The 20,228-nt window shown below is 49.1% G+C and carries 15 protein-coding genes; 5 read left to right on the forward strand and 10 right to left on the reverse strand.

Annotated elements, in window-relative coordinates:
* Nucleotides 1–328: 328 nt before the first annotated feature.
* From Pan54_RS15340 to Pan54_RS15350, 3 genes are all read right to left on the reverse strand, one after another.
* Nucleotides 329–1,258 carry a hypothetical protein gene (locus Pan54_RS15340; RefSeq protein WP_146504312.1) on the reverse strand — a complete coding sequence of 310 codons (930 nt, stop codon included), beginning with the start codon at nt 1,256–1,258 and terminating at the stop codon, nt 329–331.
* A 577-nt stretch (nt 1,259–1,835) separates the two neighbouring features.
* On the reverse strand, nt 1,836–3,560 hold the full coding sequence (locus Pan54_RS15345; protein WP_146504313.1) for a sugar phosphorylase: 1,725 nt from the start codon (nt 3,558–3,560) through the stop codon (nt 1,836–1,838).
* A gap of 255 nt (nt 3,561–3,815) precedes the next feature.
* Nucleotides 3,816–4,745: an endonuclease/exonuclease/phosphatase family protein gene (locus Pan54_RS15350; protein WP_146504314.1), complete on the reverse strand. Its 930-nt coding sequence runs from the start codon at nt 4,743–4,745 to the stop codon at nt 3,816–3,818.
* Between the two features lie 223 nt (nt 4,746–4,968).
* Here Pan54_RS15350 and Pan54_RS15355 point away from each other — a divergent pair, with 223 nt between their 5' ends.
* Nucleotides 4,969–5,655 carry a metal-dependent hydrolase gene (locus Pan54_RS15355; RefSeq protein ID WP_207310151.1) on the forward strand — a complete coding sequence of 229 codons (687 nt, stop codon included), beginning with the start codon at nt 4,969–4,971 and terminating at the stop codon, nt 5,653–5,655.
* 94 nt (nt 5,656–5,749) lie between these two features.
* Nucleotides 5,750–6,046: an FmdB family zinc ribbon protein gene (locus Pan54_RS15360; RefSeq protein WP_146504315.1), complete on the forward strand. Its 297-nt coding sequence runs from the start codon at nt 5,750–5,752 to the stop codon at nt 6,044–6,046.
* A gap of 70 nt (nt 6,047–6,116) precedes the next feature.
* Here the strand turns inward: Pan54_RS15360 and Pan54_RS15365 are convergent, their stop codons facing one another.
* From Pan54_RS15365 to Pan54_RS15380, 4 genes are all read right to left on the reverse strand, one after another.
* Complete coding sequence (locus Pan54_RS15365) at nt 6,117–6,884, reverse strand: ABC transporter ATP-binding protein (RefSeq protein WP_146504316.1); 768 nt, start codon at nt 6,882–6,884, stop codon at nt 6,117–6,119.
* Nucleotides 6,881–8,119: a peptidase T gene (pepT, locus tag Pan54_RS15370; RefSeq protein ID WP_146504317.1), complete on the reverse strand. Its 1,239-nt coding sequence runs from the start codon at nt 8,117–8,119 to the stop codon at nt 6,881–6,883. Before pepT ends, Pan54_RS15365 begins: the two co-directional genes overlap by 4 nt.
* A 17-nt stretch (nt 8,120–8,136) precedes the next feature.
* The gene (locus Pan54_RS15375) at nt 8,137–9,021 is read right to left on the reverse strand and encodes an MBL fold metallo-hydrolase (RefSeq protein WP_146504318.1); all 885 of its coding nucleotides are present in this window, start codon (nt 9,019–9,021) and stop codon (nt 8,137–8,139) included.
* Between the two features lie 277 nt (nt 9,022–9,298).
* Nucleotides 9,299–12,703, reverse strand: a complete 3,405-nt coding sequence (locus Pan54_RS15380) for an efflux RND transporter permease subunit (RefSeq protein WP_146504319.1) — start codon at nt 12,701–12,703, stop codon at nt 9,299–9,301.
* A gap of 219 nt (nt 12,704–12,922) precedes the next feature.
* On the opposite strand from Pan54_RS15380, the gene Pan54_RS15385 reads away from it, so the two are divergent.
* Complete coding sequence (locus Pan54_RS15385) at nt 12,923–13,549, forward strand: 3-keto-disaccharide hydrolase (RefSeq protein WP_146504320.1); 627 nt, start codon at nt 12,923–12,925, stop codon at nt 13,547–13,549.
* Between the two features lie 1,013 nt (nt 13,550–14,562).
* Nucleotides 14,563–14,799: an AtpZ/AtpI family protein gene (locus Pan54_RS15390; RefSeq protein ID WP_146504321.1), complete on the forward strand. Its 237-nt coding sequence runs from the start codon at nt 14,563–14,565 to the stop codon at nt 14,797–14,799.
* On the opposite strand, the gene Pan54_RS15395 is transcribed toward Pan54_RS15390, so the two are convergent.
* Nucleotides 14,774–16,423, reverse strand: a complete 1,650-nt coding sequence (locus Pan54_RS15395) for a glycosyl hydrolase (RefSeq protein ID WP_207310152.1) — start codon at nt 16,421–16,423, stop codon at nt 14,774–14,776. The two genes, Pan54_RS15390 and Pan54_RS15395, sit on opposite strands and share 26 nt — an antisense overlap.
* Before the next feature lie 156 nt (nt 16,424–16,579).
* On the opposite strand from Pan54_RS15395, the gene Pan54_RS15400 reads away from it, so the two are divergent.
* Nucleotides 16,580–16,891: a hypothetical protein gene (locus Pan54_RS15400; RefSeq protein ID WP_146504322.1), complete on the forward strand. Its 312-nt coding sequence runs from the start codon at nt 16,580–16,582 to the stop codon at nt 16,889–16,891.
* A gap of 68 nt (nt 16,892–16,959) precedes the next feature.
* Here Pan54_RS15400 and rlmN read toward each other — a convergent pair whose 3' ends face one another.
* Together rlmN and Pan54_RS15410 are read right to left on the reverse strand one after the other, a co-directional pair.
* Entirely contained in the window at nt 16,960–18,033 is a 1,074-nt protein-coding gene (rlmN, locus tag Pan54_RS15405) for a 23S rRNA (adenine(2503)-C(2))-methyltransferase RlmN (RefSeq protein WP_146504323.1), read from the reverse strand.
* Between the two features lie 208 nt (nt 18,034–18,241).
* The gene (locus Pan54_RS15410) at nt 18,242–19,894 is read right to left on the reverse strand and encodes a TolC family protein (protein WP_165441797.1); all 1,653 of its coding nucleotides are present in this window, start codon (nt 19,892–19,894) and stop codon (nt 18,242–18,244) included.
* Between the last annotated feature and the right edge of the window lie 334 nt (nt 19,895–20,228).

Below are 20,228 nucleotides of genomic sequence, written 5' to 3' on the forward strand. Positions count from 1 at the left end.
GCTGGAGGTCGTTATCCAGTTATCATTCGGAATTGGTCATCAATAACGATTAATAACTGAAGGAGAGATTCCCGCTTCAACCTGATGCTGGCTGATACCAGAAGGATCACTCAACGTGAGTCAAAAAGGATTCTTACATCTTTAACATGAATCAGTCTGCACAAGCTTAGGATACGGAACGCAATCTCATGCAATATACAGTTCGGCTATTACTTATATGTTATTCATCGACCCAATGAGAAGTCAAATGTAAACGTAATCCATTCAAGTGGCATATTCGCCACACGACTCAATAAAAGCATAATTCACCCGGATTAGCGAGTGCCATTCAGTTTGAGCCTTGAGCGGTTTGGTTCGGATTGACGAGTCGCATTGAGATGTCTGTCGTCACCGTTTGTTCCAGTTTCTGGCCGATTGCCGAGAGTTCGAGATTCATCGTTTGCATTAGTCCACTGGCTAAAATACAGCCACGCCGGGTATCGAACAGATAGACCCCTTCGCCTTCAGACGCTTTCATCTGGACTTGAAACGGACTGTTCGGTTTTGGTTCCAGAGAGATTTTTGTAGCCGCATTGATACGATCCAGACCATCTTTTGTCCGTCCTGCATAGGTGAAGACAATCGTCGATTTCATACTTCCGAATGGCAACTCGGTACTCATATTACGCGTCCACTGATCGCCAACATTTAAGGGTTTGTCAGGAAAGACAATGCTGCCCTGAGAAAGCATTTTTTCGACACCTTCTGGCGTATTCAAACCGGTTAAACCGGGACCATTCCCGGAAAACTGCTGCAGGAGTTCCTGAGGAATATCGACTTTCCGAATTTCGCCATTTTCGGAGACCGTAATCAAAATTTGCTGTTTAACCAGCGAAGACAGGGTGTTGGCAATCATTCCGAACGGGCCGGTCGCTTCGTTACCGCTGGCAGAATCGTAGGTCATGGGCTCATCAACGCCAGGCTGAGTCGCCTCCATCTGTACGCGAACAATCGACTTGGCCAGCACAGCCGAGCCATCTTTTTCGACTTCGTTAACAGTGGTCGAAATCTGCAGATGCTGGGCAATATGATTCTTAATTTCACGATCGGAAACGTGGGAAACCGTACCCAAAGTTTGCTTCAGTTCGTAGTAGCGGGTTTGACCTGGTTCGTAGCGATATTTGAGCTGAACCTGAGCCTGGGCAAGCGAACATGTGGTGCAGGCAATTGCAATGATCGAGCCGAATAGCTGCAAGACTCGTGCTGGTTTCCATTCCATAATCGTTCCCCTGTCCCTAGGTCGTGAGCTAAAACGCTCCTGTTGCTGTCTGCCTCATGCAAACATCCTGTCGCATTTTCCTGCAGACAATCGTCAATTTCCGACGTCATCGGAGCGGTAGGATATATTTTCCTGCCTTGTGATGCAATTCCTCTTTCTAAATGCTTATCCTCGATAGATGTAAGTCTCGTGAAAATAATGAATTAGAGCATTTCTAAATGCAGTGTGCCTTCGCACGGACGATTATTTCCCTAAATCGCTGCATTTGCTCAGTCAGAACGCGGAAAATTGATTATGGAAATGCTCCAGAGCATATTCAAAATCACCTGCAGCGTTCGGCAGGAGCAAACTCAGTGCTTTACGGTCATTTGGAGTCAAAGCGACTGCAGAAACCATTTGAAAATGGTCTAAGAGTTCGTGTAACAGCAATGCCTCAAATTCATCAGCATGTTTTGTGTATCGATTTTCATGATTCCTAAACCTCTTGGCGTCTTGGTGGTTCATTAATCACAAACATAAAGTAGGTTGAGGAGAGATCCTCACTGGTTAGATCTGCGGTTCAAAACATCACAACCATTTATTTGCGATTCGTAATCCACATTGTTTGGTAGGGTTCCAGAGTCACAATTCCGGTTCGATTTTGCAGGCTTTTCTCTGAGAGCAGGTCGACCCAGTTATCGGTCGAGATCAGGTTCAATTGAGACAACTGAAGTTTATGTTTTTTTGAGGTGAGATTATTCACGCAGAAAATACTCTGCTGACGATTCACACTTTGCCGCCAGAATGCGAAAAAGTGGGAATTGAGGTGCAGTGTGAACTGGGTAGCGTTAGGCGAGAAGGCAGGTTGCTGCCCGCGGATTTTCATGCGGCGGAGGATTTCGTGAAAGACATTGGCACGGGACGAAGAGGGATTATCGAGTTCAGCGGAGATTTCGTCGTAGTTGAGCTGCTTGCGATTGATGGAACGAAAACGTCCGGTATGTTCGACACCTTTAGCATCATTGGGCGTTGCGAGCAGACTATGAATGTAGAAAGCCGGAATCCCTTCGAGGGACATCATGATCGTCTGTGAGCAGAGAAAACGCGGAATGTGATAGTCATCTGGTCCTTGAATCGTCGCTTTGAGAGCATCAAACAGTGTGACATTAATTTCATAGACCTTTTCACTGCCATCGGAAAGTTTGCGGGTTGAGCAGAGTCCGCCGGCATTACGAATCGACTCGATCATCTCGGCCTGCTCGGGTTCCGAAATTAAACCCTCAGCCGGACGCATGCCGATGCCATCGTGGGACGCGGTAAAATTCAGATACGTGCATCCGACTGGAGCCGGGGGCATGCTCATCAACCAGGTTTTCAGGTGCTTCGATGTCCCCGCCAAAAGAGCGTGCAGAAGCAGAGGAGCCAGGCTGAAATTGTAAATCATGTGGGCTTCGTTGGTGTTGCCGAAGTAAGTCAGATTTTCATGATTGGGGACATTCGTTTCGGTAATCAGTATTGTGCCGGGAGCATAAATATCGAGCAGTGTCCGTAACAGACGAACCATTTCGTGCGTTTCGGGCAGGTGAATACAGGTGGTGCCAATTTCTTTCCACAAATAGCCGATGGCATCGAGCCGAATGATTTGGACCCCTTCTTCGAGATATCTGCGAATGATTCGCAGGAACTCGTACAGGACTTCCGGGTTGCGAAAATTGAGATCGATCTGATCGTGACTGAAGGTGCACCAGACCGACTTCGGACCGTCAGGCGTTTCGACATGTCTGAGCAAGGGTGAAGCCCGTGGACGCACGACCTCTGTCAGGTCTTCTCCCTCTTCGACTTCAATGAAATAGTCTTTGCCCGGAGATTTTCCAGCGAGATAATTCTGAAACCATTCGCTTTCGGCCGAGGTGTGATTGATAACCAGATCGGCCATCAGTCGATGCTCTTTGCCGATCTCTGCGACATCTTCCCAGTCCCCCAGTTTGGGATTAATTTTCAGATAGTCGATGACGGAAAACCCATCATCAGAACTGAACGGCGAGAATGGAAGAATGTGGACAGAGGAAATCGTTTCCCCGACTTTTTCATTCAAAAATCGCTGCAAAGTCTCCAGCGGACGCTCCCCTTCATGCAGAAGAGTATCTCCGTAAGTGATTAACAGAGCATCCTGCTCACTCCAGATCTCCTTGAGAGAAACAGGCTTTTCGTAGTCTGCAAAAATTGCAGCAATCTGATCCACCAGTTGGAGATGATTTTCCTGAGGATAAAGAAACTGCAGATGATACTGGATGGACTCTTGAAGATTTGAAGATTCAGGCATTATATGGTCGTGCTATATTTAGGAACTTTTATGGCAGAATAAGCTTGGCTGATGGATACGCAGAACAGACGCAGATTTTATACCATTGTTACAGATTCTGACACGTTAATAATTGTCCTAAAAAATTCGAGTCTGAATGCAGGCTGTTATCGTGTCCAGTTAGTCACGAGTAGAAATTATTCTCAAAAACTTCGGTTGAATACTCTTGCAGAATCGCTCAGAGAAGTAGCTCGACTGCTGCGAAAATATCCCACTTCATTCAGAAGTCCCCGCTTCCGGAGCCGCTACGCTTTTCTCCTGAGCATCATCAATCCCCTCCTCAATCATCTCTTTAGAGTCTTTCTGATCATTGCCTTCCGGTTCCGGTTCCGTTCCTTTTTCGGCGATGTAAACGAGATCGGCAATGACAGCGAAGTGATCGGAGCCGGGCATTTTTGCGCGATCCAGCGACTCCAGATGAAATCCGTTGGAGACGAAGACATGATCAAGCGGATACCGCAGAAGTGGGTATTCAGAGTGAAAGGTATTCAGCATTCGACGGCCTATGCGAGGGTCTTTCAGCCCACTGACGCGCTTAAATAATCGCGTTGTATGCGACCAGGCGACATCGTTAAAATCGCCAGTGACGATCCAGGAATCCTGCTGATTTTCAGAAACGGTTTTTGCAATCAGCATCAGCTCGGCATCTCGAACCACATGAGAATGCAGCTTCAATTCGCGATCCAGATTCGTCAACTCATCCATCCAAGGCTGATCGGTTTCAATCGTCAGTAAAATATCGGGATCAAATTCATTCAATTTTTCGACTACAGCTGTTTTCTCCTCATTCCCAATTTCCAGATTCGCAATGACAATCCGAAACGATGGATTACCCTCTGGAATCTCTGTAATTCCGGGAACCTCTTCGGACCAGATCATGGTATAGGGCAAAATGAAGGAAATCTGCCAGAGCCCTGTGATGCCAATCAAAACAAACAGGGCTGTATCTATTGTTTGCCATTTGGAGTAACAGCGGAGAATGCAGGTTATCAGCAGCACCAGCATGAGAAGTGCCAGAAGTTGAACGCGCGGAAAATCGCAAATCCTCACCCACCACGCGCCCACAGGCAGAAAAGGGAGTGCACTTAGAAAAATTATGCCCAGTGCCGCAATTCGAAGTGCCCAGATCGAAATTGTGATAGCCATGTGACGAGAACCTGCATGTAGAGTCGCAAATGAAATTCAGCAAATTTTTGTTCCTGAATCAATTATGATAGCAGATGTTCAAAAAATGCGACCTCTCGAAGTTCAACATTCGATGACTTATTGACGTGCTCTGCAGTGTGGTTATGCTGAAAGCAGGTCGAGTTCATCAAAATGATCATCTCGATGGATGACTACTGAGCAAACACGAAAAAAGCGTTTAATTATGCCAATTGAAATCACTTACTTTGGACATTCTGCTTTCCAGCTGAAAACTTCGTCTCACACATTACTGATCGATCCGTTTCTCAATGACAACCCCCTCACAGACATGCTGGCTGAGGATATGAAGCCAGATGTGATTCTATTGACGCATGGACATGGAGATCATGTCGGCGATACGGTCGAAATCGCACAACGGACGGAGGCTCTGGTCATTGCCAATTTTGAAATTTCGAACTGGTTGACGAATCAGGGCGTGAAAAAGACTCATGGGATGCACATTGGAGGCGAACATGAATTCGAATTTGGCAAGATCAAATTGACGATTGCCCATCATGGTTCTCAACTGCCCGATGGTTCCGATGGCGGCAACCCGGCTGGGATAATCGTGAAAGCGGAAGATCGAGTCATCTATTTCGCAGGAGATACCGGCCTGTTTTACGACATGACTTTGATTGCCGATGAGGGACTGGATGTGGCTGTTGTGCCCATCGGAGACAACTTCACGATGGGGCCTGCAGATTCCATTCGAGCAGCCGAGTTTCTGAGGGCACCGACGGTGATTCCCTGTCATTACAACACCTGGCCTATTATTGAGCAGCATACGCAAGCCTGGTCGGATGGAATTCTCAATCACACAGAGTCGGAACCGAAAGTGCTGCAACCGGGAGAGTCGTGGACAGTGAACTGAGAGATTTTTCATAAGCCTCTTCAAGTTGGCTTTCCTCTAGTGTAGAATTAAGAATCGACCTGATTCTAGTCTCATTTTATGTGTGAGTTCTTCAATGCCCGTTTATCTCTACGAAGTCGTCCGCGAAGACAAACAACCTGGGGAACGATTTGAAGTCGTCCAGCGCATGGCTGAAGATCCGCTGACTGCTCATCCAGAAACGGGGGAACCGGTCCGTCGCGTCATTACTGCTCCCGCCATCGGCTCCCGCTGGATGGGCATGAACATGGAACGGAGCGTCAAAGACGATAAAAAACTCAACGACCTCGGCTTTACCAAGTACGAGAAATCCGGGGACGGAAAATACGTCAAAAAATTTGGTCAAGGACCAAACCTGATTTCCAAAGACTAATCACTTGGATGGTGAGTGGCTGGGGTCGAAGCGCAGCGGAGCCCCCAGAATCGCTGATCAATATTGAAGGTCACTGCTTTTTCCGCAAGCGATGCTTGATCTCCGCCACCAGCGAAACATATTCAGACGATTCCCTCAACGCCTCATTCCTTGTCGTCCAGGGAATTGTGACCTCTTCCACAATCTGGCCCGGATGAGCAGACATCAATTTGACTTTCTGGCTCAGAAAAACCGCCTCTCCTAAATGATGCGTCACGAGGACGGTCGCAAAACCAAATTCCTGCTGCCAGCCGATCAGTTCGTCGTTGAGTTGTTCCCGCAAAAAATCATCGACCGCAGCAAAGGGCTCATCCAGCAAAAGCAATTCGGGATCCAGCACCAGAGAACGGGCGACAGCGACGCGCATTTTCATGCCGCCAGAAAGTTGTGTCGGATACTTTTCGTAATCAGCCGGGGAGATGCCCGTTTTGTTGAGCAGCCATTCAATTTTCTCTCGATTGACAGGTTGATTCACCAGTTCGAAGGGGATGGCCATATTACTCAGCACGGTTCGCCAGGGAAGCAGCCGGGCATCTTGAAAGACCATTGCGATTCGACCCGGATTGGCGATTTCCGGCTGATGTAAAATTCGCTGGCCTGCATTCTCAGGCAGCAACCCTGCAATCACACGTAACAACGTCGACTTTCCACAACCTGAGGGGCCGACAATTCCAAACGATTCTCCTGCGGAAATGCTCAGATCAATTCCCTGCAGCGTATTCGCGGCATTGTTCTTGAAGCGAACATCAATACCACGGAGTTCGAGCAGTAATTTCGATCCGCCAGCTTCATCCGTCATGAGAGTCGTTCCTGCCCCCAGCGACGAGCCAGTTCGACGAGGACCATCTTAGCCGACTCCATTTCGATTTCACTGGTCCACTCCAGCGGACTGTGGGGGTTATGTTGTCCGGACGACAAATTCGGCGTCGGCAAACCAGCTGCTGTCATCAGAGAACCGTCGGTTCCGCCGCGAATGATATCCTGATGCGGTTCCAGACCGGCTGCAGCCGTTGCTTCAATGGCAAACGGCAATGCTCGTGGTTCTTTCTCAAGACCATCTCGCATGTTGCGATACTGTTCTTTGATCTGCACTTCGATTTCCGCTTTGGGGTATTCGCAGCGAAGGGATTCCGCAATCGATTCGAGCAGTTTCGCCTGAGCGTGAAGATTCTCAGTTTCGAAATCTCGCAAGATAATGCGAGCAGAGGCTTCGGCTACGCCTCCCGAAATGTGATACGGATGCATGAAACCCTCACGATCATCCGTTGTTTCCGGGCTGAGTGTCAGCTGAGGTATCCGATCAATAAAGGCAGACAGGATGCGAATCGCATTCACCATCGCCCCTTTTCCCACAGAAGGATGCGTATTGATGCCTCTAACAATGATTGTCGCCTGATCTGCAGAAAATGTTTCGGAGTCGATTCGACCACGCCCATCGCTATCGAGCGTGTAGGCGCACACTGAGCCAAGAGCGTCGAAATCCATATTCTCAATCCCACGGCCGATCTCCTCATCGACTGTAAAGCAGACTCGAACAGGCCCGTGCGGAATCTCAGGATGCTCAATCAGATATTCGACAGCCGCCATGATGACCGCAATTCCCGATTTATCATCTGCACCAAGCAAAGTCGTTCCATCGGTCGTGATGATCGATTCCCCAACCAGTTGCGACAACTCGGGATTCTCACTTACTTTCAGGATTTTGGACGGATCGCCCGGCAGCACGATGTCCTCGCCATCGTACTCTTCATGCACAATTGGATTGACATTCGTGCCGGAATACTCGGGAGACGTATCGACATGAGCAACCCAGGCAATCGTCGGGACTTTCTCAGAAATGTTACTTGGCAATGTCGCCAGCACGATACCATGAGGACTGAGCGAAACATCCTTCAGGCCAAGTTCCCGGCACTCCTGCTCCAGCAATCGGGACAGATCCAATTGCTTTTCGGTACTCGGCGCAGAAGGAGAAGTTTCATCCGACTGAGTATCGATACAAACGTAAGTCAGAAAACGTTCCAGAAGTGTCGGCATAATTAATTCCGTAAGTGTTAAATCCAGAGAATGACACGATCTTTGATGGAGTCGGGCAACTTTTTCATAACGGCTTTTTTCAGATGCGATGTGTGATATCGCGTGCTGAAGTGGCAGAGGATAATCATCTCATTATTGAACTTCTCTGCTCGATCGATAATGTCATCCAGGTGCGTATGACCGAATTTGTGAATCTTCGATTTACGATGTTCGGGGCGGAAGAACGTCATTTCCGTGATCAGGATTTTTGCATTGTAAACATCTTCGCAATTATCGAGACCGACAGGAGCCGTGTCCCCCATGTACGCAACCAAGGGATATCGAGTTTCGTGCGTAACATCGGTTCCCGACATGCGAATGTCGCGAATTTCATCGCCAGCCAGCCCCTGATACTCTGGTTTCAATTTTCTGCGGCGGTCCCAAATGATGTAGCCGACTGAAGGCACCGTATGCTTCGTCTGCACGACGGTGGCAACATGCTCGCGGCTCAGTTCGATTTCATCGCCCGCCTGGACACCAATCAAATTGCAAAGCATCCGACCACGATCCAGCTTTTGCCAGGCTCGCAGAAGGCGCTCGGTATCTTCCTGTACTTCGGCGGGAACATAAATGGTCGGAGGCTCCATTTTCATCATGCGGCGCCGGGCAACAAACGGAGGCAGAGCCGCCATGTGATCCAAATGAGCATGAGAAATGAAGTAAGTCGGCGTCCCCATAAACGACCACGGACTGCCACCCAGATCGAATCCGATTTTCAGCTCGGGAATCCGCCAGTAACTTTGCACCGCTGCCCGCGAATAACCCTCGACGGTCATACCCGCATGCGTGACCGTACGAAGTGGAAGATTATTGACAACCGTTTCCAGTTCGGTCATGTCATCAAGAGCGGGATTTTCGTCCATGGGAGTGACTTGAGTTGATGTATCGGTTCCGCAGAGCGGGCCAGAAATATTTTGATAGGCGAGCCGAGTCAGTCATGACTCGGGTAGGTGGATTAATCAATAACATTTTTCAGGACGACCGCACAATAATCGTGAAAAAACCCGAGTCATGACTGACTCGGCTCGCCTGAAAATGCCCTGGAATCTACCCAGTGAATATCACTACTTTACGGAGAGGCTGACTCGTCGGCAACCGATTGCAGTTTGAACAGTCCAATCCATTTCGTCAAAGGCCCAGCTATTCCGATTCTCCTCCACTCGTCGTGGCCGCATAGACCAGAGCAACATCTTCATGAGTCAAGCCAAGGGACGCTCGAAATCGGTCTAAAGCCGCAAAGATATCGATGAAAATCATATTCAGGCAGGGCACAATGATTAATGTCAATGCGGTGGCAAAAATCAATCCATAAGTTAACGTGACGGCCATTGGAATCAGGAATTTCGCCTGAAAACTTGTCTCAAACATCAGCGGAGTCAACCCGGCTGCCGTGGTAAGAGTTGTCAGAAGAATCGCGCGGAGTCGAAGTTTTGCTCCCATCACATTGGCTTCGAGGGGATCTATTCCGCGTTTCAATCGCGTATTGATAAAGTCGACCAGTACCAGCGAATCATTTACCAGGATTCCCGAGAGCGCCAGGAAACCGATACAGCTCAGAATTGTAATCGGATTCCCGGTGATCCAGTGTCCAATAATCGCACCCAGAATTCCGAACGGAATGGCAGACATCACAACCAGTGGTTGGAAGTATGATTTGAACAGCCCGGCCAGCATCATATAAATCATCAGGAATGCAGCTGGCATCGCCAGTCCGAGACTGCTGAACGACTTCTGTTGTTCTTCGGTTGTACCGGAAAAGTCAATGATGATGCCGGGATGTTCCCGCAGCATTCTGGGAACAAAATCGGATTGAAACTGCGTCATCACCGCATTCGCATTATTGGCAGTTGCATCCACGTCGCCGTAAATGGAGATCGAACGACGTTGCTGAGAACGATGAATACTCGTGTAACTTCGCGTTTCTTTCAGTTCGGCCACCTCAGAAATCGGAATCCAACGAAAACCTGCTTCATCATTCATCGCGACAGCATTGAGAGGATTGACCGGTCGAGGTATTCGCAGAGCCTCCAGATTGTAAACCTCGGACCGAAACTCTTCGGGCAATCGAACCATGATTTTGACATCCTCCCGATTCCGCGTCACCCGACGGGCTTCGACGCCATACAACGCATGTCGGACAAAGCCACCCAGTTCATTGACGGTAATACCTGTTGAGCGAGCCGAGGGGAGCAGTCGCAATTGAACTTCGCGTTTGCCGATATCGTAATCGTCATCCAGATCGACAACGCCATCATACGATGCCAGTTCATTCTTCATCGCGTTGGTCACTTCGAGTAATTCCTCAAAGTTGTTGCCGGTCACCTTGATTTCAATATCTTTCCCGGCTGGCCCTCCATTCATTGCTTCCCATTTGACGGAATTGACTCCCGAAAGAGTTTCTGTCATTTTGCGAAATGCGACGAGCAGTTCTTCACTGGAACGTAAACCCTTGCGTTCCCGTTCATCCGCTTCCATCAGTTCGACAATCACCTGGCCTAAATGCGATTGCTGACTACCGGCTGAGGCACCCGTGCCACCGAGGTTGATCTGTGATCCAACCGTCGTTTGTATGCTCGTCACCTCAGGGACATCTTTAACAAATTCTGAGATTCGAATCATCGTATCGCGGGTGGTATCAACAACAGTTCCGATGGGTAATTCGACATCGGCGGTAATCGTTTCACTATCCATTTTCTGTATGAATACGAACGGAACGATGCCGCCAATCACTAAGCCGAGCGACATCATCACCATCGCCATTGCTGCGGCAATAGTAACGTATCTCCATTTCATGGCGCCTCGCAGAATTGTTTCGTAAACACGCATCAACACATTCTGCATGATGCGTTCCTGAAACGCTTCTACTTTCGACCAGATGCGTCCAATGCCGGATTTTGAGAGTTTTTCCTCATGCTTTTTGTGGTCGGGCTTTTTTAAATGCTTCAAGTGCGCAGGCAGAATTAACAGCGCTTCGATGAGAGAAACGGAGAGAGCCGCCAGAACCACGAGGGGAAGTTCCCGCATGAAGTCGCCGATCCGGCCTTTGATAAATAGCAGAGGAGCAAACCCGGCAATGGTTGTAGAGACCGCGACAATCACAGGCCACATCACCTCCTCGGCTCCCTTCACCGCCGCCTCCGTCGGCTCCTCACCTTCTTCGACGTGTCGAAAGATATTTTCGCCAATCACAATCGCATCATCGACGATGATTCCCAGGACGATAATCAGCCCGAACATCGACAGCAGATTGATCGACACACCGAACAGCCACATCACCAGGAATGTGCCCATAAAGGAAATCGGCAACCCCATCCCCGCCCAGAACGCAACCCGCCAGTTCAGGAAGAGAATCAAAGAAATGAGAACAAGGACAAGACCAGACATGCCGTTTCGAGTCATTAGGTCAAGGCGACCACGAATGAATCGAGAGAGATCACCATGCATGGCAATCTCATAATTGTGCGAAAACGGATTCTCATAGCTGTGGTCATAAATCGCCTGAGGATCCGGGCGGCCACTGATTGTATTAATAAACTTGGAAAATTGTGCAATGGCAATCGCGAAAGGGCGGGTTAACCAAGGTTGTTTCGCAGCGGCCTGCATACCATAGGCATCAAACTCCTCACGCTGCTTTCCTTTCACAAACGCACGTACCAGATTCGCAATTTGAATCGCATCCTGAGACTTAGTCTTTTGGATAATCAGCGTGACCGAAGGCTTCCCTTCGAAGTAACTTTCGATATCGACATCGACAAAATCATCTCGAATCTCGGCCACATCGCGCAGATAGATTTTCTTTCCACTCGGCGTATTCTTGACGACAATATCGCCCAGTTCGCTCCCCTCAATTTCTTCGCCTAGCGTGCGAACATTCACATTCGCACGCGGCCCTTTCAGATTTCCAGCCGAAACATCCAGATTGGACGCACGAATAGCCGCGGCGACTTCTTCAAGTGTTAAGTCATACTCAAATAGCATCAGCGGGCGAACTTCAACACTGATTTCATCATCCCGAATCCCGGAAATCGTGATATCACTCACCCCCGGCAATTCGAGCAGTTCATCCCGCAAATCGCGAGCCGCTTTCTTCAGGCTCGCTTCGCTTCCCTCGCCAAACAGGGAGACCGAGAGGACAGGCAGCATCGGTTCAACATTGCGAACGGTGATCGTTTCAATATCGTCCGGCAACTCATTATTAATAGCCCGGACTTCCGCATCAATTTCGTCGCGAACTGTGTCGATATCATCGACTTCGTTGTAGAGAGTCGCGACAGTCTGGCTCATGCCTTCCTGAACGGTCGATTCGACTTTTTCAATATCCTCGAGATCTCGAATCGCTTCTTCGATTTTAATCGTGACCGCTTTCTCCAGTTCATCCGGCTGGACAGCTGGATAGACAACCGAAATCATCACCTGATCCGGCCTCGTTTCCGGAAACATCTCCCGCACCAGCGTGAACGCGAGAGCAGTCCCGGCAAACAGCAGCAGGAGCATCAACATATTGACGAGAACGGAATTGTTGACACTGAAACGTGGTAACGACATCGGAAAACGATCTGCCTGAGAGAATTTTAAAAAGTAAGCGGATTGATGACTCTGTCAAAGTTTAGACCGAAGCCCCATGAATGAACAGATTACTTAGAGGAGCTTCCCGGCAATTGCGTTCGTGATGGATCACGATACACTGATGTGAGACCGATGCGGTCTCCGAGTTTAACCACTTGCAGGTGATTAACCTGTTGTCCCGTGTTCAGGAAATGATTGATGTCTCTATTTACAATGCGTGTCTCTGTTTTTGCTTTGTTGATGTTTGTTGCGACTGGAGCGAGTGTTTCGGCTGAAGATGCCAAGTGGATCTCTTTATTTGATGGTAAAACACTCGAAGGTTGGAAAAAAGTTGGCAAAGAGACCAGTCACTGGAAAGTGATTGACGGAGCAATCAGTGGTTCCGGAGATGCCTCGATGCTCGTGACGACGACAGGCCCCTACAAAAACTTTCACTATCGAGCCGAAGTGAAAATCAATGACGGCGGCAACTCCGGCATGTATTTCCGAACCACCGCTCAACCTGGGTTTTCCAATGGATACGAAGCCCAAATCGACAGCACCCACCGCGATCCCATCCGCACCGGCTCAATTTATGGCATGTGTCACGTTTACCAGCAGCATGTGAAACCGGATACCTGGTTCACATACGAAGTGGAAGTTCGCGATGATGTCTGGCGTGGTCGCGAAATGACGCGTATCAAAATCACAATCGATGGTAACGAACTCTACGAATATCTCGACTTCGACAAAACCTTCAAAGAAGGCCACTTCGCATTCCAGCAACATGACCCCGGCAGCAAAGTCGACATCCGCAAGGTCGAAGTCCAGCCTCTAGCGGACTGATTGCAGAATCGATCGACCGCAATTCTTTTAAAATTTTGGACACTGTGCCCACCGAGGCGAGCGTTTTTCTGATGATGACGATCATGACGTCATTGAATGGATTACACTGGTCTCGGAGTTATTGAATACAGGCTCGAAAGTTGGTGCTGTGCACCCTTTAGTACCCTGTGCAATTGCGTTTATCCCAAAAAAACCTCGGCCCTCCCGAAGGAAGGCCGAGGCTGTACTCGCGCGGGACTAACGTCCTGCGTTGATAACCTCGTTTCGGATCGAAGCAGAAGCCCGTTGAAAGAATTCCAACTCATCGGCAGAGGAGTCAGAATTCCGAAATTCTACTTGAAGGTGATCCTGACGAGACGGTGGCACTCGGGCAACAGCCCGCCGACCGTCCGCCCGTGTTAAGCGGTGCCACCTCTCTGGCTACAACAACAGTCACTTGTCACAAAACCACCTCCTCTCTATAAATCGAATCAATCGCTTCGGCCGACAAGCCAATCAGCCTCTTCGCGACGAATTGTCCTGCCACGTCGCGTTCAACGCGGCCCATGTACTGAGATTCTTGCACCCGGAACCAACTCTGACAATACGGATTCTGGAAGAAAATCGAAAAACTCGTTCAATCCAAAAAAACGACTGGACATCGCTGCCCCCCGGATGCAATCACCACGGCACTGACACAGGACATTTCCGGAGGTTCGCAATAAAAAACGCCGGACTTATTTTCGATATCCAAATTTGTCATCAATACCCAAAGTTAAGCAAGGGTGGCGGTGGCGATCTCGAAGACAAGTCCCCGAACATACGACCTTCGGTGGCTTCCACTAAAGCAGAGCGCCCCAGCCACCCATTGTTGGATTGTTTCAGGCCACTACGGTCAGATCATTAACCGGCAACGTAAACAGAATGAGGATGAATCCTCACGGGGCTCACATTCGATCCTGGTTATAACGTGTGGAAGTAATAACCGTATATTTTGGTGCTGATCATCCATCATCTTCTGATACAATCAATTCATGACAAACGCATCCGAGCCGGAAAACTCAGCCGACGACAAACCGACGTCACCCTTCATCGAGGCAATGCGGACGATTTCTCACGTCACGACGGCTGTCGCACTCATGCTGATTTTTGGCGGAATTGGCTATGCGATTGACCGGTGGCTGGCAATCACGTTCTTTGCTCTGCTTGGTTTTGGTGGAGGAGCAGTGCTCGGCATTCAGTATCTTATTCGGATGACGTCGGATCGTTAGGAGTCGGGACTGGAGCCGTGGCATGTTTGGGACCAATGGGTAAATCGTCAGTCGGGTGCGCTAATGTTTGAATTCGCTCGACAGTTGGATGATGCAGAATTAAACCAGCCGATTCGACATAAGCCCCCAGGTGTCCACAGGAAAATGATTCATCAGCCAAGCTCAATAACACATGATGGTCGAGTGAAAATTCGATGTAATTATTGACCACCAGCAAGCTGATCTCGAAATCCATCGCATCCGTGTTTCGCCAGTATGCAGCCTGCAATAGTCTGTAAGCAAAGGCTTCCTGAGAACCATGTTCGTTCCGATGCCCCCAGGATCGTAACTGGGCGACACCTTTCAACAAATCCAGTGAGAGGTAATAACCATCACTGGATTCGGGATCGATGCGAAACAGAAAACCGCACTTACCCTCACCGGAGAGACGGATTTTTGTCTTGAAGCGGAAACAGTCAAAGACGGGCGAAAACAGGAATCCCTGAAAGCCGGCATTGGAGCGGAGTTCGTAATCCTGTACTTCCGGATGATAGGTGACCGAACTGTTTTCGTGATGATACAGCAGCGCAATTGGGTTGAGTTGCGGGGGTTTGAGCATTGCTTCGACGATGTCATCAAACGCTTCAATCGTCTGCATTGCCAGGCGACCATCGGGACGCTGGACAATTCGCTTCGGGGGCGGCATCAGATTTTTTCGATTACGAATGGAAGAATCAGCCGTATAAAAGTTCCACAGGAGTGGCCCCTGGTCATCATAACTGACTCGCCCCGCATAATTCCCTCCGGCCAGCAGCACGTTTTCATAATAGTTGTTCCAAGGCCCCTTCAAATCATCAGCATACCAGTAACGGATTTTCGCATCTTCGCGAATGCTGCCGATTAGATAATAACGCTGACCGAATTTGATGATATTTGGAACTTCAATGTCATCGTATTGCCCCGGATGATGAAGCGGTGGGAGGACTTCGAATTCGTTGGGAGTTGTTTCTTTGGCGATCCCGACGCAGCCTCTGCGGATTGTAGGGCCATACGGAACACGGGAAGCGGTCAACAAATACCCTTCGTCATTGTCCCGGAAATAATAAGGATCGCGAAAACTGACCCAGGCATGGTCGTGAGCGGGTTCGGATTCGTAGTAAGGCGAAGTTGAGCACAGGGGCTGAAACGGTTTGCAGTTCATATTTTCCGGCAAATGGAATTTCTTGTCCGAGATTTTATGCCACTCAATCAGATCACAACTTCGAGCCAGGCCGATTCGCTGAATCTTTCCCTCATCTTTCAGGGAAATGCCCGTATAAAACATCCGCCACCAGCCCACCTCATGAGGATCCGGACTGACGTGCATCGTCCAGAGCATGTAGTCGTCCCAGGAACCGGGATCGCTAATAAAAATCGCATTCTGGATTCGCTTCCAGTTCAGGCCATCTTTACTGATCGCGTGCGCGATAAAATCGTGGTTCGGCAACACGAGATGGAACAGGTGATAAATGCCATCGTGCCACAGCACATCGACATCACCCATGGTTTTGAACGTGGAAGCAAAGCTGTTGTACATTGTGAAAGACGAGTGATTAGAGGTGAGTAGTGAGAGTTGGGTGATTGATCGCCAGTTGATTCTCAACATCCCATGAAAGTCTCGTGAATTCCCGGAGAGATCAGGTTAAGAAGTGAGAAAGGATTTGAAAACCCTCTTCCCAAAGAGAGGAAGTTGACTTATAATGAACGATCGTGCATTTTTCTTTCACTCAAGTTTGGATATCATACAAGTCTTATGGGCAATATGAATCAATTTCAAATCGGTGATCCTGTCATTTACATGATGACAAAACAGTCATCCCATCCGACTTTACGCGCGACGAAAGTGAGCCCGAGTGCTCACGGTGATGAGTATAACTACGTCGTCGAAAAGTTCTGGGTGGTCAGTGATTTTACCGAAGAAGGAAATTTGATCGTCCAGACCCGCCGCGGAAAAATCCGCGAGCTTTCAAAGACGGATCCAAACTTGAAGCGTGCCAACTGGTGGCATCGCTGGTTATACCGCGATCGATTCCCGGAAATTGACACGGAAAAATCCGAGCAACTCAGTGCCTGACTGTTGAAATGCAGTTGATCGATTTCGACTGCTGTACCATGCAGACCGCTAATTACAAGCACGAAACCTCAGTTAGTCTTTTCCAGCGTGTGCAACTCCTGCTGATGCACGTGAGGCAATCGCAACTGGCCGCAGGCGGCATCGATATCTGCCCCTTTTCGCTTGCGAATTGTTGCCGTGATTCCTGACTGTTCAAGAATATGGACGAATTCACGAGCAGTCTCTTGAGTCGAGCCGTGGATCGACAATTGACTGATAGCATTCATCGGAATCAGATTCACCAAAGCCTGACGTCCCCGCAGCAGTTGAGCCAGTTCTCGGGCATGAGCAATCGAATCATTTTTGCCAGCCAGTAGCACGTATTCAAAGGTCACACGACGACCTGTGATATCGAAGAAGTCGTCGGCGGCATCGAGAATGGATTTGATACCAATGTTCTTGTTGACAGGCACAATCTCGTTTCGCAGTTGATCATTCGGGGCATGCAGTGAAACCGCCAGACTGTAGCGTTTTCCTGCGTTTGCCAGTTGGCGAATTTTTTCCGGTAAACCAACTGTCGAAACAGTCACGCGTCGAGTCCCCATATTCCAGCCAATCGGCTCATGAAGTCGATCGAGAGCAGGCAAAAGATTCGGCAGATTGGCCAGTGGTTCGCCGATTCCCATCACAACAACATTCGTCAATTGCTCATCGTCATCCTGCAGATGCACCATGCGTGCAATTTGCTCAACGATTTCAGCCGTCGTGAGATTGCGCGTCAACCCCGCCAATCCACTTGCGCAGAAGACACATCCCATCGCACAACCGACTTGTGTGCTGATACAAATCGTATTCCGCTTCGGCTCCCGCATCAGTACACATTCCACAAATTCGCCATCGCGATATTTGAGAAGCAGTTTTTCGGTACGATCCGAGGCGATCTGATGCGATTCAATTTCGCTCTGAAAGAACACGAATTCCTGTGAGAGTTGCTCGCGGAGCGATTCTGGAATGTCGGTCATTTCAGCAAACGAGCGAGCACGTCGCTGATAAACCCAGCGGAAAATCTGCTCGGCTCGGAATTTGCGAATCTCACGCTCTGCACACCACGCCTGAAGCTCGGCATAGGAAAGCGAATAAATAGTGGGAAGTGGGGCAATCATGAACAATCCAGAGTGATAAAGTCGTTAACCTCCTGAATTGTGCCCACAGCCCTGCATAACTTCAAGAGCCGAACGGATTGTTTGCCTGATTCCCCGTTAAAACACTTTGAAATGACCAGAAATCCCGTAGGACAGGCTTACTGCCTGTCAGAATTCGACATCGTTCTATTAAACAGGCTGTGGAAGCCTGTCTAATATTTCGTGTCACTTACTGCCCGCTAAATGTTTGACCTCGCAGGGAATCGTCTTCGGTCACGTCTTGAGGTTCTTCCAAAGCGCCTGTCAGCAGAAGTCCATCCAGTTTCGCTTGGGCTTGAGCCAGTTCTTTCCGGGCCGCAATGGCTTTGAATCGGGCATCCAGATAAGATTTGCGAATGACGAGGATCTGCAGGAAGCCGAGCTCTCCCTGGTCGTAGGCTTCGCTGGAAAGCTGGAGGGCTTCATTGGTTTGCGGCAGAATTTCATTATCGTAACGATTCACCGTTACGCGAGCCCCTTCGTATTGCTGGATCACACGTGCCAGTCGCGCTTTGATATCGCAGCGAATGCGGGTCACATTATTGGTGGCTCGACAATACTCTGCATATGCAGCGGAAATATTGCCCCGGTTCTTATTATAGATGGGGATCGGACCACCAATTTGGAGGTTGATTAAACCAGAATTCGTCGCATTATCGAAGCCGGCTCCAATTTGAGCGGTAATATTAGGAATCGCCTGAACTTCCTGCCGACTCAACTTGGCGCGTGCCTGAGCGACTCGCTGCTTCGCAGTGGCCAACTCTGGACTGTTGCACATAATCATTTCATAAAGACTGCACTCATTCAAAGAATGTGCGGAAATGTTTGATGGCGGAAGTAACTCAGCCTGACCCAGACAGGGCAGACCAACCAGTGCCGTCAATTCCATCCAGGCCGTTTCATAAGCGATACGAGCTTTCTGTTGTACCAGAATCGCTTCCTGATTCTGCGTTTTCGACTGCAGCACTTCGATTTGGGTATCTTCGAGTGCATCCTTCCGCAACTGGGTAATTTCAACACCCCGTGTCGTCACTTCAACAAACTCCGTCGCCGCGGCCAGTTCCTGCTGAGCGGCAACTGCTGCAAAGAAGCGGATGCGAACATCCGTCAGCACTCGCATCCGTTGAGTTTCCAATTCCCATTGCTGTGCGGCAGTGGCATGAGAAAGAACCTGGCGATTCAGTTGCAGCTTGCCACCCCGCACAAACTCCCGCTCGAAAAACAGACCATGCTGATCGGTGTTTTGATCCGCAATCTGACTGCCGAAGTAGCCAACAATCGGGTTGGCACCTCGCCCCACCTGATCGTAAAAACCTTGAGACCGAACAATTGAAGCATTGGCCTGCTTCAAAGTCGGATTGTTTTCTAAAGCCAGATTTTCCAGCTCATTCAGCGTCATTTTCGAACCTGCTCCAACAGAATATTCGGTCAGGCAGGTCTGGTTGGAATCACTGAGGTTGGAATCATCGGGGCTCGATTCAGACGCTTCTCCTATCGCCAGTTCAACTTTCTGAGATTCCGACTTCGTGCTCTCCTCTGACTCATCTTTGAGAGCTGAAGCCAGCACGATTTCTTCGCTTTCCGGGATGACGGCATCATTCTCAGCCACTTCGGTCGCTACGGCCGCATCTGTCGGAGCCGTAGCTTCTGCAATAGCGGCAGTATCAGGTGCCGATTGAGGCTCTGCAGCTTCCGGATTAGCAGACTTGAGCTCAGCGATTTGATGCTGAGCAGGCAGCTCCCGATTATCGATCATCTCTAAATGAGAATGCGAACTCGAACAGCCAACCGGAGCCAAAACAGCTAGCAGAAGTCCCAAATGAGCAGCGGACGATTGTCGCATATGTCTTTCCTGTGTCATGTCTCAGTTGATTCAACTGTTCACAAACGGATAATAGTCTCAGGGTGTACAATCCTAACTTCGGCCACTCTCGGCACCTCAGTTCAATTCGACACATTCGCAAAGACTGTTTTCTGCAGACTCAATCGCGCCATCCACTACAACCCGAACTTCTCGCAAAATTACGGCGAGGCAACGATAAAAAAACTGAACACATAAGCATTGAATCTTATATAAATCTCCTAAACTCCAGAGAAAAAGCAGGAATGACACAGTGCCTCAAGGCAAAAACGCGAGATAAGAAAACGACGCGCAGGCAATTGAGACAGAAATAATT

This window comes from Rubinisphaera italica (assembly GCF_007859715.1).
Taxonomy (GTDB): domain Bacteria; phylum Planctomycetota; class Planctomycetia; order Planctomycetales; family Planctomycetaceae; genus Rubinisphaera; species Rubinisphaera italica.